The sequence below is a fragment of the Flavobacterium sp. genome (assembly GCF_032153895.1).
In the GTDB taxonomy this organism is placed as follows: Bacteria; Bacteroidota; Bacteroidia; order Flavobacteriales; family Flavobacteriaceae; genus Flavobacterium.
In genome coordinates, this window is the sequence record NZ_JALDYN010000042.1 from 1 (window position 1) to 14,224 (window position 14,224).

The following is a 14,224-nucleotide window of genomic DNA, read 5'->3' on the forward strand; positions in this document are numbered from 1 at the left end:
TGCAAGATAAAAGGGCGATTAGCTCAGCTGGTTCAGAGCACCTCGTTTACACCGAGGGGGTCGGGGGTTCGAACCCCTCATCGCCCACCACTTTTATCACTACATACTGATAATAAAAAGAATTATCGGGCGATTAGCTCAGCTGGTTCAGAGCACCTCGTTTACACCGAGGGGGTCGGGGGTTCGAACCCCTCATCGCCCACAAAAAAAAGCACTTCAATTGAAGTGCTTTTTTTATTTATAGTAAATCCAAGGTTCGCTCAAGGGCCATTCCTCGGGAACCTTTAATTAAAATGGTTTTATTTGTTGGTTTTTTGGTTGAAAAGGCATCCGAAAAGGCATCGTAGTTTTCGTGAAAATAAAAGTGCGGATGAGTTATTTTATTCGCAAAAAAATCTTTTCCTACGAAATGAGTTTCTGTTGTTGTTTCAGAAATGAGTAATTCAACAACTTTTTTGTGCTCCGCTAAGCTTTCTTTTCCTAATTCAAACATATCGCCTAAAATTGCAATTTTATTGGTGCCTTCCAATTGAATGAAGTTGGCAATTGCTGCAGCCATACTGCTCGGATTGGCATTATAAGCATCAAGAATAATTTGATTTCCGCTTTTCTCAATCATTTGAGAGCGATTGTTGGTTGGGATATATCCTTCAATAGCTGCTTTAATTTCAACGTCGGGGATATTAAAGTACTTACCGATGGTAATGGCACCATTAATATTATTCGCGTTGTATATTCCGATTAAATGTGATTGAATTTCGGTATTGTTAAAACTGATTTTAACCATTGGATTGGCTGTAACAGTATCAATTTTTACATCGGCTTTTTCAGTTTGTGAAAAAGTAGTGCGCTCTATTGTAGTTGTCTTTTCGTTTTGAATCGAATCGTCTAAGTTAACGAAAACGGTTTTGTGGTTCGCTTTTAGATACTCGTATAGTTCGCTTTTGCCTTTGATAACACCTTCTGTACCACCAAAACCCTCCAAATGCGCTTTTCCGAAGTTGGTGATGTAACCGTAGTCTGGTTCTGCTATTTTGCAAAGCAGTTCAATTTCCTTCTGATGGTTAGCACCCATTTCTACAATTCCGATGTCGGTTGTGTCATCAAAAGAAAGTAATGTTAGCGGAACTCCAATATGATTATTCAGGTTGCCGATTGTGGCTTTGGTTTTGTATTTTTTGGAAAGTACTACGTTGATGAGTTCTTTTGTAGTGGTTTTTCCGTTACTGCCAGTTAAGGCGATAATTGGTAAGCCTAATTCCTGACGGTGATAGTTGGCTAAATCTTGTAATGTTTTAAGACTGTCGCTTACAAGTATCATTTTGTCTTCATCGGTGAAGAATTTTTTATCGTCAATCACAGCGAAAGAAGCACCTTTGTTGATTGCTTCCTGAGCAAATGCATTGGCGTCAAAGTTGTCGCCTTTTAAGGCAAAGAATAAGGAGTTAGGCTCAATTTTTCGAGTATCCGTTGAAATGGTTTTACACTGTAAAAAACATTCGTATAATTCTTCGATTCTCATTGGAAAGTATATATAAAAATAAAAGCCCTAAAATAGGGCTTTTATTGTATAGTATGAAAATTAATTTATTAACCTCTTGGTTTTTTCTTGTTGTCTTTCGGACCTACTTTAGACATTGCACAACGGAAACCAATATAGTCAGTTGCCATATCTTGCGGGTAGTATCTTCTTGATGCAGGATCTAACCAATAAGCTCTGTCTCTCCATGAACCTCCTTTGTAAACTCTTGAATCATCGTTTACTAAAGTTGTACGTTTAGAAGACTTGTCGTATTGTCTGTTCATAGTTCCTAAACTGTCAACAGAAATTTGGTGCTTCGGAGAATCGTACATTCTTTTTGCATCATTTTCTTTTCCTTCTCCGCCTTCTTCTTCTTCAGAACTTGCGAATTTGAAGTAACGAGTTGATTGTTTGTCACCATCTCTATAGTTTCTGTTGTCAGAAGTAGAGAAGTTGTAACGTAAATACGTTTCGTTTTCATCAACTGGTACTTGTGCAATCTGACCAGGGAAATTTCTAGCCATGATTTTACCGTTGCTTAACGTGTCGTATTTTACATTTTCAGAAGTAACCATTTCAACTTTACCGTCTTCACCGATTTTGTTTTTCATGTATACGTTACCTCTATAATAGTTGAAGTCGTTAGCCTCATCGTCAACCATCGGACGATAAACGTCAGCAACCCACTCCGCTACGTTACCAGCCATATCGTACAATCCAAAATCATTTGGAGGGTAAGATTTAACTTTGTTAGTGATATCTGCGCCGTCATCAGACCATCCTGCGATACCGCCGTAATCTCCTTTACCTTGTTTGAAGTTAGCCAATTGGTCACCTCTCATATCTCTTTTTCCAGAACGAGTGTATTGTCCTTTCCAAGGGTATTTTTTCTTACCTCTGTAAATGTTATACTCACGGATACCGTTCAATGCATTGGCTGCATATTCCCATTCTGCTTCAGTTGGAAGTCTATACTCAGGTAAAATTACACCTGAAGATCTTTGAGCAAAAACGTTTTTAGGCTCAATAGTTTTTCCGTCTTTAGTAGTTTGTGGTTTAGCGTTTTTACCTTTAGCACCTTTTTTACCTCTGAAAACAATTTCTTCGTTTCCACCAAAAGCTGTTGAAGGACTAGCTAAATACGATTCTGTGTTGAATGTGTTTTGTGCGTCAACATCGTTGATTTTTGCATCTTTTTTCAAATATTGCTCTCTTTCTAAGATAGCCTCATTCACACGGTCTGTTCTCCACTTAGCGAATTCAGAAGCCTGAATCCAGTTTACACCTACTACAGGATAACTTCCGTAAGCTGGGTGTCTTAAGTAGTTGTTGGTCATGGTTTCGTTGTAACCTAAACGGTTTCTCCACACCAATGTATCAGGTAATGCACCTGTGTAAATGTTTTTGTAGTTTTCATCATCCGGTGGGAAAACTTTCTTTAACCAGAATAAGTACTCAGCATACATCATGTTGGTTACTTCGGTTTCATCCATGTAGAATGATTGAACGTGCTGTTGATTTGGAGTGTTATTCCAATCGTGCATTACGTCATCTTCCACTTTACCCATAGTAAATGTACCGCCTTCAACAGCGACCATTCCCGGTGGAGTCTCTTGTTTTTTAAACTTGTCGTTGTATTGGAAACCACCTTTTTTGTCGTTGATTTTCCAACCTGTTGCCTGAGAACCTCCTTTAGACGACCCTTTTTTGCTGCAACTAGCAAATGATATTGTCAACGCCAACGCTGCCAACACCTGTAAAGTCAAAATTCTTCTAATTTTCATACTTTAAGTAGGTAATAAATTTAGTGCCGCAATATAGTAATTAACCATTAAACTGCAACAACTTTTTTTCAATTAATAAAAAAAAATATAAAATCGTGTTAAAGTTCTTCAGTATAACGCTTTTGATTAATATATATTGTCTGAAATTAGCTTAAAAGGAAAATATTTTTTCTATTTGTAATAAGTTTTCAATAATTACGTTTATTAATCGATGAAGAAATACTTACTTTTTTTGGTTTTACTGACTTCTTTTTTAAGTTTTTCACAGCAAAGTGAAACGGTTACTTTGGAGTGGAAAGAAGGAGCGATTTTCCGTGTAGATTCCATTCCGTATCGTATTCCCGTTTTTCAGGCTGAAAATTTTGATTTCAATTCTGCGGATGGAGTAATTCAGTTCAAAAAAAGGTTCCCTGTTTCTAATTGGATAGATGAAGCATCACTTGTTGTTGAGAATATCGTTTATGAATCTATCGCAATCGATCAGTTTAATGATGTTTCAAAGACAAAGTTAACGTCTAATATCAATGCTAAAATAGCAACTTCTTCTGCTCGAGACATACTTTCAGGTTTCTTTACATTCAATCCGATTATTAAAGAAGGAAGTCAGTATAAGCGAGTAAAAAGTTTGTCATTCCGTTACTCTTATAAAACTATTAGCGGTATTTCTGCTGCTAAAAATGCTAATTCAGTTTATAATTCAGTTTTGGCAACTGGGAATTGGTATAAATTCCATCTGACAAAATCAGGCGTCTATAAGGTAACAAAAGGTTTTTTACAACAGCTCGGGATGAACACTAATGTGGATCCCAAGAGGTTGAAAATTTATGGAAACGGAGGGAGAATGGTGCCGCTATCTAATGCGGTTCCGTATCCGATGGATTTGGAAGAAAATGCCATTCAGGTTATAGGTGAAGAGGACAATGTTTTTAACGACAATGACTATATCTTGTTTTACGCCGAAGGTGTTGATGTTTGGAATGATGAAAGTTCTACTAGTGCAAATCTTTACGATGATAAATCCTATTATTATGTAACAGTGGAAGGAGGAAATGGAAAACGAATTCCGCTGGCGTCACAACCTTCAAATGCTCCAAACGTGATTTTTACCGCTTTTGACGATTATCAGTACTATGAAATAGATAAGTATAATCTGGGAAAATTAGGAAGAAAATGGGTTGGTGATGAATTTCGAATTGATAACGTTCAGACTTTTAATTTTGATTTTCCTAATTTAGTAACGTCTGTTCCAATAGAATTCAATATTAATGCAGTGTCAGCTTCTTTTGGAGTGAGTTCTTTCGAAGTGAAAGCCAATGGGCAATCAATCGGGAATATACCTTTTGCAACTTTAAACCCAACAGCACATATCGCAGCAGATGAGAATGTTCTAATCGGAACCTTTTCGTCGAGTTCTCCAAATGTTGCCATTCAGTTCGATTATGATAATGGAGGTGTGCCGTCATCAAACGGGTACCTAGATTATATTTCGTTAATTGCTTCACGTTCCCTTCAAGGATATGGAAAGCAGTTTTTGTTTAAAAACAGACAGGCAGCAACCAATATAGGTACGGCAGAATATCAACTATCTAATGCTAGTGGTATTTCTCAAGTATGGGATGTGACCGATTTGTACAATGCTACGAAGTATGAAAATGCCGGTCAAAATAATTTTTCATTCAAAGCTGCTTTGGGTGAAGTTAGGAATTACGTTGCGGTGGATATGAGTAATTTGTTTTTACCTTCAACAGATGGGAATGCGCGTGTTGCAAATCAGAATTTAAAAGGGACGCTTTTTGAAAATGCTCAAGGCGATTTTCAGGATATTGATTATCTAATTGTGACGCCATCTTTTCTGAAAAATCAGGCTGAAAAACTGGCTAATTTTCACAGAAACTATTCGCAACTCAGTGTAAGAGTAGTGGAATTGCCACAAATTTATAGGGAATTTTCATCTGGAAAACAAGATATAGGAGCAATTAGGAATTTGGTAAAGTACATATACGAAAATGCATCAGTGCCAAGCAAGCGAATTAAGTATGTCAACCTGTTTGGTGATGGATCTTACGACTACAAAAACCGAATTTCCAACAATACCAATATTGTTCCGCTGTTTCATGCATTTTATAAATTGACTTCGCAGCATCCGGCAAATGGAGCATATTCCTTAAATTATTCTAATCATTTGGCGTATATGTCGGATGATTTTTATGGTTTAATGGATTTGAATGAAGGGTTTGTAAATAGTAACGAACAATTAGACGTAGCTGTTGGGCGAATGTTGGTTAGTAGTGTTTCACAAGCTGATGCAATGGTTAATAAGGTGATACAATATCATGATGAGCAATCCTACGGTAGATGGCGTAACAACTGTTTGTTTGTTTCGGATGATATTGATAAGCCGACAGATCAAACACTTCAAACCGATTTAGATAATTTGGCCAACGAAATTGCTGCTGAAAAGCCGTTCATCAACATAAAAAAAATTCATACAGACGCTTATTTACAAGTAACATCTGCCGGAGGTAATAGATATCCAAAGGCTAAAGAAGATATGCTTAATGAAATCGGTCAAGGTTCTTTAGTGGTAAATTATTTTGGGCATGGTGGTGAAGACGGATTAGCCCAAGAGCGCATGTTTGAAAAATTGGATGCCCAAAATTTGAGTAATCAACATAGATATCCGTTATTCATAACAATAACCTGTGAGTTTACCCGTTTTGATAATCCGCAACGACCTACAGGAGGAGAATATATGTATTGGAATACAGCAGGTGGGGCAGTTTCTTTAGTGGCAACAACCCGAGAAATCAGTCAATCAACCGGTAAAGTGTTAAATGATAATTTGGCGGAGCATTTGTTTTCTTACGGTTCCAATAATTATGTATCGATTGCGGAAGCGTTGGTACAAGCTAAAAATCAAACTGCTGCAGGCGATATCAGAGTTGCGTTTTATATTGGAGATCCAGCTTTAAAATTGGCTATTCCAAAGCCAAAAGTGCGCTTGACAAAAATAAACGATGTGCCAATTACTCAGCCAACAGATACTTTGAAAGCGCTAAGTTACGTTAAGTTGTCTGGGGAAGTTGTGGATGAGTTTGATAATTTGCTGACCAATTATAATGGTGATTTAGCGGTTCAAATTTTTGATAAGCAGATGAATCGCTCCACTTTAGGTAATGATGGGACAACAACAACGGGAGGTCAGCTAATTATTATGAATTTTATCACCTTAGGAGAAACGATTTTTAGAGGAAACGCTTCGGTAAACAGTGGTTTATTCGAATTCGGTTTTGTGGTACCGCGCGATATTCGAATCCCGGTGGGCAACGGACGTATCAGTTTTTATGCAAAGAATAATTCGCCATTGGAAGATCAGACGGGTTACGACACTACGATTAAGGTTGGCGATATCAATACCAATGCAGTAGCGGATAATTTGCCGCCAAGAATACGTTTATATATGAATGATGAAACGTTTGTATCGGGAGGAATTACGAACGAATCGCCATTTTTGTTAGCTTATCTTGAGGATGAAAACGGAATCAACACCGCCAGTGGAATCGGCCACGACATCGTAGCAATTTTAGACGGAGACGAAACGAATCCGTACATATTAAACGATTATTACGAAACCGAACCGAATGATTATACGAGAGGGAAATTGCGTTTTCCGTTTAGAAATCTCGCGGTTGGTTTGCATACATTAACATTGAAATGTTGGGATGTGTACAATAATTTTGCGACGGCCGAAATTCAGTTTATTGTGGTTGGCGATGGTGAAGTAACGCTTTCCAATGTATTGAATTACCCGAATCCGTTTGTGAGCTATACCGAGTTTTGGTTTTCGCATAACAAACCGTACGAGCCGCTAGATGTGCAGGTACAGATCCTGACAATAACTGGTAAATTGGTAAAAACGATCAACCAATCTGTGGTAACTGAAGGTTTTCTTTCGCGTGAAATCAAATGGGACGGAAAAGACGATTTTGGCGACCGAATCGGGAAAGGAGTCTATGTTTACCGTCTAACCGTTCGCTCCTCAGTCACCGGAAAAAAAGCCGAAAAGATTGAGAAACTTGTAATACTTTAATAAAATAGTATATTTGTCAAATTAACTTTTTAACGTACAATGAAAAAAATTGCAATAGTAGCTCTTTTCTTTTCTGTAATTCAATCAGTTACGGCTCAGGATAGAGTAATCACAACTGGAGTGCCGTTTCTTTTAATTTCTGCCGATGCCCGTGCAGCCGGTATGGGGGATATGGGGGTAGCCAGTTCTGCTGATGTTTTTTCGCAACAATATAATCCTGCAAAATATGCCTTTTCGCCTTACAAGCATGGCTTTTCAGTGAGTTATACGCCGTATTTAACGAGTATTGCTAACGATATTTCCTTAGGTCAGGTTACGTATTACAACCGTTTTAACGAGCGAAGTGCTTTTGCCGGAAGTTTGCGTTATTTCGGATTAGGTGATATAGTTTTGACGGATAATACAGGTCAGGAGTTGACAACAGTAAATCCAAACGAATTTGCTTTTGATTTGTCTTATTCCCTAAAATTGAGTGATATGTTCTCAATGGGTGTAGCAGGACGCTATATTCGTTCAAACCTGAGAATTGCTACGGATAACAACGATGCTTCAGCAGCAAATTCTTTTGCAGTGGATGTGGCGGCATTCTATCAATCTGAAGAAATTGCGTATTCTGATTTCAACGGAAGATGGCGCGCTGGTATCAACATGCAGAACATGGGACCGAAAATTTCCTACGATGGTGATGTTGAAAGAAGTTCGAACTTTTTACCATCAAACTTGAAAATTGGAGCAGGTTTCGATTTTATCTTAGATGAATACAATAAAGTAAGTGTTTTAGCGGAAGCTAATAAATTGATGGTTCCTACGCCTGAAAAAGTTGTTCCTACAGATAGAGACGGCGATGGTGAAATTGATCAAAACGAAGTAAGTACCGCTTATGCAGAAGCTAATCAGCGTTACAGAGATATCGGTTGGGCGTCAGGGCTTTTTAAATCGTTCGGAGATGCGCCAGACGGGATGAGTGAAGAATTAAAAGAATTCACTTGGGCTTTAGGGGCAGAATACTGGTATCAGGATTCCTTCGCTTTCCGCGCCGGATATTTTAATGAGAGCGTTGAGAAAGGAGCTAGAAAATTTGCAACTATCGGAGCCGGTTTCAAATATAATGTTGTGAAAGTGGACGTTTCCTATTTGTTCTCAACATCGAAAGTTAGAAATCCATTAGAAAATACATTGCGTTTCTCCTTAACATTTAACTTCGGAGATTCGTACGATGATTTATAGAAATAAACAATAAATGCTAAACAATCCAAATTCGTTTTGAATTTGGATTTTTTGTCTAATAAAGTGATTGAATGAAGAGTATTAGTGTTACATCAACATTTTCGGTTTATGATGCGATAGAGGAGCTGCCGAAAGAGGTTCAGGATTTAATGATTCAGGCGGTTGAAATCCGTAAAAAAGCCTATGCGCCGTATTCTCGATTTCGAGTTGGGGCAGCTTTGCAGCTAGATAACGGGAAAACAGTTTTGGGTTCTAACCAGGAAAATGCTGCTTATCCTTCTGGCTTGTGCGCGGAGCGTGTGGCAATTTTTCAGTCGGGTGCGATTTATCCGGAGGCTAAAATTTTGAGAATTGCGATTTCGGCAACCGGTGATGATAAAGAGGTAGCTGAGCCAATTCCGCCGTGCGGGGCTTGTCGTCAATCCATTGCAGAATATGAATTCCGTCAGGATATGCCAATTGAAATTTATTTTATGGGCGCTGTCGGGAAAATATACAAGTCGAATTCGTTGAAGGATTTGTTGCCTTTAACCTTCGATAAAAACTTTTTGTGATATTTATAAAATCCTGAGTTTAAATTTTCACTTCTAAAATTGAAGTGTTACTTTTGCATTTCGCAAAATTGTGTGAAACAGAAAAGTGCTTTCGGTTATTAAAAAATGAGCACTTCAAAAAAGCAAACAAACGAATGAAACCAATTACCAAAGAAGTGTACCTAAAGTGGTACGAAGACATGCAGTTCTGGAGAAAGTTTGAAGACAAACTGGCTGCTTTGTACATTCAACAAAAAGTTAGAGGATTTCTACATTTATATAACGGACAGGAAGCGGTATTAGCTGGTGCTTTACATGCTATGGATTTGTCCAAAGATAAAATGATTACCGCTTATCGTAACCACGTTCAGCCTATCGGAATGGGAACTGACCCAAAACGCGTTATGGCAGAATTGTTAGGTAAAGTAACCGGAACTTCCAAAGGGATGGGAGGTTCGATGCATATTTTTGACAAAGAACACGGTTTTTACGGTGGTCACGGAATTGTGGGAGCGCAAATCCCGGTAGGAGCAGGAATTGCTTTTGCTGACAAATATTTTGAAACAGGCGGCGTTACGCTAACCTATTTTGGTGATGGAGCTGCACGTCAAGGATCTTTGCATGAAGCCTTCAATATGGCGATGTTGTGGAAACTTCCAGTAGTGTTTATCGTGGAAAACAACGGTTATGCGATGGGAACTTCAGTAGAAAGAACAGCGAACCATACTGATATCTGGAAATTAGGTTTAGGATATGAAATGCCTTGCGGACCAGTTGACGGTATGAATCCAATAAAAGTTGCGGAAGCAATGCACGAAGCTATCGAAAGAGCGCGTCGTGGTGATGGTCCAACATTCTTAGAAATGAAAACGTACCGTTACCGAGGACACTCCATGTCGGATGCACAACATTACAGAACCAAAGAAGAAGTAGAGGAGTACAAAAAAATTGACCCTATCACTCAGGTTTTGGATATCATCAAAGAAAAAGGCTATGCTACCGATACTGAAATTGAAGCTATCGACGAGCGCGTGAAAAATTTGGTAGAAGAATGTGAAAAATTCGCAGAAGAATCACCATATCCGGAAATCGCTCAGTTGTATGATGTAGTATACGAAGAACCAAATTATCCATTTATTCCACATAAATTATAATCGATTATGGCAGTAGTAATTACCATGCCGCGTTTGAGCGACACCATGACCGAAGGCGTTGTGGCAACTTGGCTAAAAAAAGTAGGAGACGTAGTTAAAGAAGGCGATATTCTTGCAGAAATTGAAACGGACAAAGCCACTATGGAATTTGAATCCTTCAATGCAGGAACCCTTTTGCATATTGGAATTCAGGAAGGTGAATCAGCTCCGGTAGATTCCCTTTTAGCAATCATCGGAAAACCAGGTGAAGATATTGCTGCTTTGTTAAGCGGAGGAAATACACCGGCTCCAAAAACAGAAAGTGCTCCTGTTGCAGAAACTAAAGCAGAAGCTCCGGCAACTGCTGCAGTAGAAATTCCTGCAGGAGTAAAAGTGGTGACCATGCCACGTTTGAGTGATACCATGACCGACGGAACGGTAGCAACTTGGTTAAAGAAAATTGGCGATACTGTAAAAGAAGGCGATATTTTAGCGGAAATCGAAACCGATAAAGCTACCATGGAATTCGAATCTTTCAATGCAGGAACGCTTTTATATATTGGTGTTAATGAAGGACAAACCGCTCCGGTTGACAGTATTTTAGCGATTATTGGTCCTGCAGGAACAGACGTATCCGGAATTGCAGCCAATTTTAAAGCAGGAGCAACTGCAGAAATACCAAAAGCAGAAGCTAAAGTTGAATTAGCTGCATCAGCATCAGCTCCAGTACAAAATACAAATGCAGGCGGAAGAGTTTTTGCTTCTCCGTTAGCAAAGAAAATAGCACAAGACAAAGGAATTGATTTGTCTCAGGTTCAAGGTTCCGGCGAAAACGGAAGAATCGTAAAAAGCGATGTAGAAGGATTTACACCACAAGCTGCAACTTCACAGGCAGTAACGGCTCCAGCTACTTCTGCTGCGCCAGCTGTAAAACCATTTGTTCCTGCAGGAGAAAAATTCCAGGAGGAAATCAAAAATTCTCAAATGCGTAAAACGATTGCGCGTCGTTTGGCAGAATCGAAATTCACGGCTCCTCATTACTACTTGACTATTGAAGTAGCAATGGACGAAGCGATGAAATCAAGAGCAACCATCAACACCGTTCCGGATACCAAAGTATCGTTCAACGATATGGTAGTGAAGGCTTGTGCGATGGCGCTAAAAAAACATCCGCAGGTAAACTCGCAGTGGAGAGAAGATGCGATGGTAATCAATCACCATGTAAATATCGGAGTAGCTGTAGCGGTTGAAGACGGCTTAGTAGTTCCGGTATTGAATTTTACAGACCAAATGAGTTTGTCTCAAATTGGAGCAGCGGTAAAAGATTTGGCAGGTAAAGCGAAAAACAAAAAACTGACTCCGTCAGAAATGGACGGAAGTACGTTTACCGTTTCTAACTTAGGAATGTTCGGAATCCAATCGTTCACTTCGATTATCAACCAACCGAATTCAGCAATTTTATCGGTAGGAGCGATTGAAGAAAAACCAGTGGTAAGAGACGGACAAATAGTAGTAGGAAATACAATGACAGTAACCTTAGCTTGCGACCACAGAACCGTGGACGGAGCTACAGGAGCACAGTTCTTACAGACATTGCGTCAGTATTTGGAAAGTCCAGTAACGATGTTGGCGTAAGCCCGTTGTTTTGAATAAATTAAATCCCGTTTTGAAATTCAGGACGGGATTTTTAGTATTTTAGTTTTATGAACAAAAAGATCATCATCACCGGAACTTCCAGAGGGATTGGGTATGAATTAGCCTTGCAATTTGCAACAACCGGACATCAGGTTTTGGCGGTTTCTCGTAAAATAAACCAGAATTTGTTGGGTAATCCGAATATCAGTTGTCTTTCTGTGGATTTGGCGGTTGAAAATGATTTGAAAAAAGTTTCAGATTTTATTGAATCAACTTGGAAAAGTGTAGACATCATCATTCATAACGCCGGTTCGCTTTTAAATAAACCTTTCGGGGAAATTTCTTCGGATGAATTTGAAAATGTGTACAAAGTAAATGTTTTCGGAGTAGCCAATTTAACACGAGTTTGTTTGCCGTATCTTCAAAAAGGAAGTCATGTGGTGACAATAAGTTCAATGGGCGGAATTCAAGGGAGCATGAAGTTTCCAGGGTTAGCAGCTTACAGTTCTAGTAAAGGCGCTGTGATTACGTTATCGGAATTGCTGGCCGAAGAATACAAAGAAAGAGGTATCGCCTTCAATGTGTTGGCTTTAGGTGCAGTTCAAACAGAAATGTTGGAAGAAGCTTTTCCGGGGTACGAAGCACCAATCAAACCAAAAGAAATGGCCGATTATATTTTTAATTTCGCTTTAACCGGGAATAAATATTACAACGGAAAAATATTGCAGGTATCTTCTACCACACCATAAAATGAGCGATGTTCTTCTGAAATATTTACCCGAACACGCCGTTCCGCCTTGTTTTGAACTCATCAAAGCCTATAATGTGCATTTGAAGATTGTCAACGAGCGCGTAACCCGTCACGGCGATTACAGAAGACAGCCCGATGGTTCCCATCAAATAACCGTAAATGCAAGCTTGAACAAGTATCGTTTTTTGATGACACTGATTCATGAAATTGCTCATTTGGTAGCGTTTGAAAAATACGGAAGAGCCATCAAGCCACATGGAGACGAATGGAAACTTACTTTTCAAAAATTGATGGTTCCGTTTATCCGACCAGAAATCTTTCCAAACCAGCTTTTGCCATTGTTGGCAAGGCATTTTCGAAATCCAAAAGCGAGTAGTGATACCGATGCAACTTTGTCGTTAGCCTTGAAACAATTCGACCCGGTTAGCGATAAAAATTATATCTTTGAAATTCCGTATGGTAGTACTTTTCGGATTCACAATGGGAAAGTATTTAAAAAGATTGCACTTCGGGTTAAGCGGTACGAATGTATTGAATTAATTTCGGGAAGGATTTATCTTTTTAATCCCAATGCCGAAGTTGAGCTTTTACCGTCATAAATTTCAGAAATAAGCTTAGTAATTAAAAGCCTCTTTTTACTAATCCGAATGAGGAGTTTACTCATCAAACCGTTTATATGGAAGAGTAAAATTGTAAATTGGTTTTCAGTTACGCTGTAACTAAAAATAAAAATGAACAAAAATTATTACGCAATAATTATGGCTGGTGGGGTAGGTTCCCGCTTTTGGCCTGTAAGTACCACTGAGTTTCCAAAGCAGTTTCACGATATGTTAGGTACTGGAGAAACACTGATTCAAAAAACGTTCAGTCGATTGTCTCAGTTGATTCCCAAGGAAAATATCTTGATTCTTACTAACGAATCCTATAATGATATCGTTTTAGAACAGTTGCCGATGGTAAAACAGGAGCAAATTGTTTTGGAACCGGCCATGCGAAATACAGCACCTTGTATTTTGTATGCCTCATTAAAAATTAAAAAACAAAATCCGGATGCTGTTATGGTGGTAGCACCAAGTGATCACTGGATTGAAGATGAGATGCAGTTTTGCGCGAACCTTCAGTTAGCGTTCGATTTTTGTGAGCGTGATGAAAATTTAATGACTTTGGGAATTTTACCTACTTTTCCAAATACAGGTTACGGATATATCGAATTCGATAAATTGGATTCCCGTCCGATTAAGAAAGTAAAGCAGTTTCGCGAAAAACCGGATTATGCTACAGCTCGTAAGTTTATTCAAAGCCGAAATTTTCTTTGGAACGCCGGAATATTTGTTTGGAGTGTAAAATCGGTTTTAAAATCGTTTGAAACGTTTCAGCCGAATATGTTTGCACATTTTATGAATGGGTATGAGGTATACAATACGAATGAAGAGGCTGTTTTTATTCAGGAAAATTATCCGCTGGCTGAAAATATTTCTGTCGATTATGCCATTTTGGAAAAAGCGCAAAACGTATTCGTTTTACCAGCCACTTTCGATTGGAACGATTT

10 protein-coding genes and 2 tRNA genes are annotated in these 14,224 nt (G+C 38.7%); 10 read left to right on the plus strand and 2 right to left on the minus strand.

All coding sequences use genetic code 11. The features are described from left to right. The first annotated feature begins 12 nt into the window (after positions 1 to 12). Together RUH60_RS10775 and RUH60_RS10780 are read left to right on the plus strand one after the other, a co-directional pair. Positions 13 to 90: transfer RNA gene (locus RUH60_RS10775), tRNA-Val, on the plus strand. A 37-nt stretch (positions 91 to 127) separates the two neighbouring features. Continuing rightward, positions 128 to 202: transfer RNA gene (locus tag RUH60_RS10780), tRNA-Val, on the plus strand. Between the two features lie 36 nt (positions 203 to 238). Here the strand turns inward: RUH60_RS10780 and murF are convergent. Further along, complete coding sequence (gene murF / locus RUH60_RS10785; protein ID WP_313808190.1) at positions 239 to 1,522, minus strand: UDP-N-acetylmuramoyl-tripeptide--D-alanyl-D-alanine ligase; 1,284 nt, start codon at positions 1,520 to 1,522, stop codon at positions 239 to 241. A gap of 68 nt (positions 1,523 to 1,590) precedes the next feature. After that, a complete protein-coding gene (gene gldJ, locus RUH60_RS10790) occupies positions 1,591 to 3,306 on the minus strand; it encodes a gliding motility lipoprotein GldJ (RefSeq protein ID WP_313808192.1) in 1,716 nt (571 codons plus the stop codon). A 211-nt stretch (positions 3,307 to 3,517) separates the two neighbouring features. On the opposite strand from gldJ, the gene porU reads away from it, so the two are divergent. The 8 genes from porU to RUH60_RS10830 form a co-directional block, all read left to right on the plus strand. Then, positions 3,518 to 7,396 carry a type IX secretion system sortase PorU gene (gene porU / locus RUH60_RS10795; RefSeq protein ID WP_313808193.1) on the plus strand — a complete coding sequence of 1,293 codons (3,879 nt, stop codon included), beginning with the start codon at positions 3,518 to 3,520 and terminating at the stop codon, positions 7,394 to 7,396. A 39-nt stretch (positions 7,397 to 7,435) separates the two neighbouring features. Next, positions 7,436 to 8,623: a type IX secretion system outer membrane channel protein PorV gene (gene porV / locus RUH60_RS10800; protein ID WP_313808195.1), complete on the plus strand. Its 1,188-nt coding sequence runs from the start codon at positions 7,436 to 7,438 to the stop codon at positions 8,621 to 8,623. A 71-nt stretch (positions 8,624 to 8,694) separates the two neighbouring features. Continuing rightward, positions 8,695 to 9,177, plus strand: coding sequence for a cytidine deaminase (cdd, locus tag RUH60_RS10805; protein WP_313808197.1), 483 nt, complete (start codon positions 8,695 to 8,697; stop codon positions 9,175 to 9,177). Positions 9,178 to 9,311: 134 nt separating this feature from the next. Continuing rightward, positions 9,312 to 10,310, plus strand: a complete 999-nt coding sequence (pdhA, locus tag RUH60_RS10810; protein ID WP_313808199.1) for a pyruvate dehydrogenase (acetyl-transferring) E1 component subunit alpha — start codon at positions 9,312 to 9,314, stop codon at positions 10,308 to 10,310. A gap of 6 nt (positions 10,311 to 10,316) precedes the next feature. After that, a complete protein-coding gene (locus tag RUH60_RS10815; protein ID WP_313808201.1) occupies positions 10,317 to 11,924 on the plus strand; it encodes a pyruvate dehydrogenase complex dihydrolipoamide acetyltransferase in 1,608 nt (535 codons plus the stop codon). A gap of 68 nt (positions 11,925 to 11,992) precedes the next feature. Continuing rightward, the gene (locus RUH60_RS10820) at positions 11,993 to 12,673 is read left to right on the plus strand and encodes an SDR family oxidoreductase (RefSeq protein WP_313808203.1); all 681 of its coding nucleotides are present in this window, start codon (positions 11,993 to 11,995) and stop codon (positions 12,671 to 12,673) included. Between the two features lies 1 nt (position 12,674). Continuing rightward, positions 12,675 to 13,274 (plus strand): SprT-like domain-containing protein, encoded by a 600-nt coding sequence (locus RUH60_RS10825; RefSeq protein ID WP_313808205.1) that lies wholly within the window; start codon positions 12,675 to 12,677, stop codon positions 13,272 to 13,274. Positions 13,275 to 13,406: 132 nt separating this feature from the next. Beyond that, the coding region (locus RUH60_RS10830; RefSeq protein WP_313808207.1) for a mannose-1-phosphate guanylyltransferase at positions 13,407 to 14,224 on the plus strand (818 nt) is incomplete at its 3' end.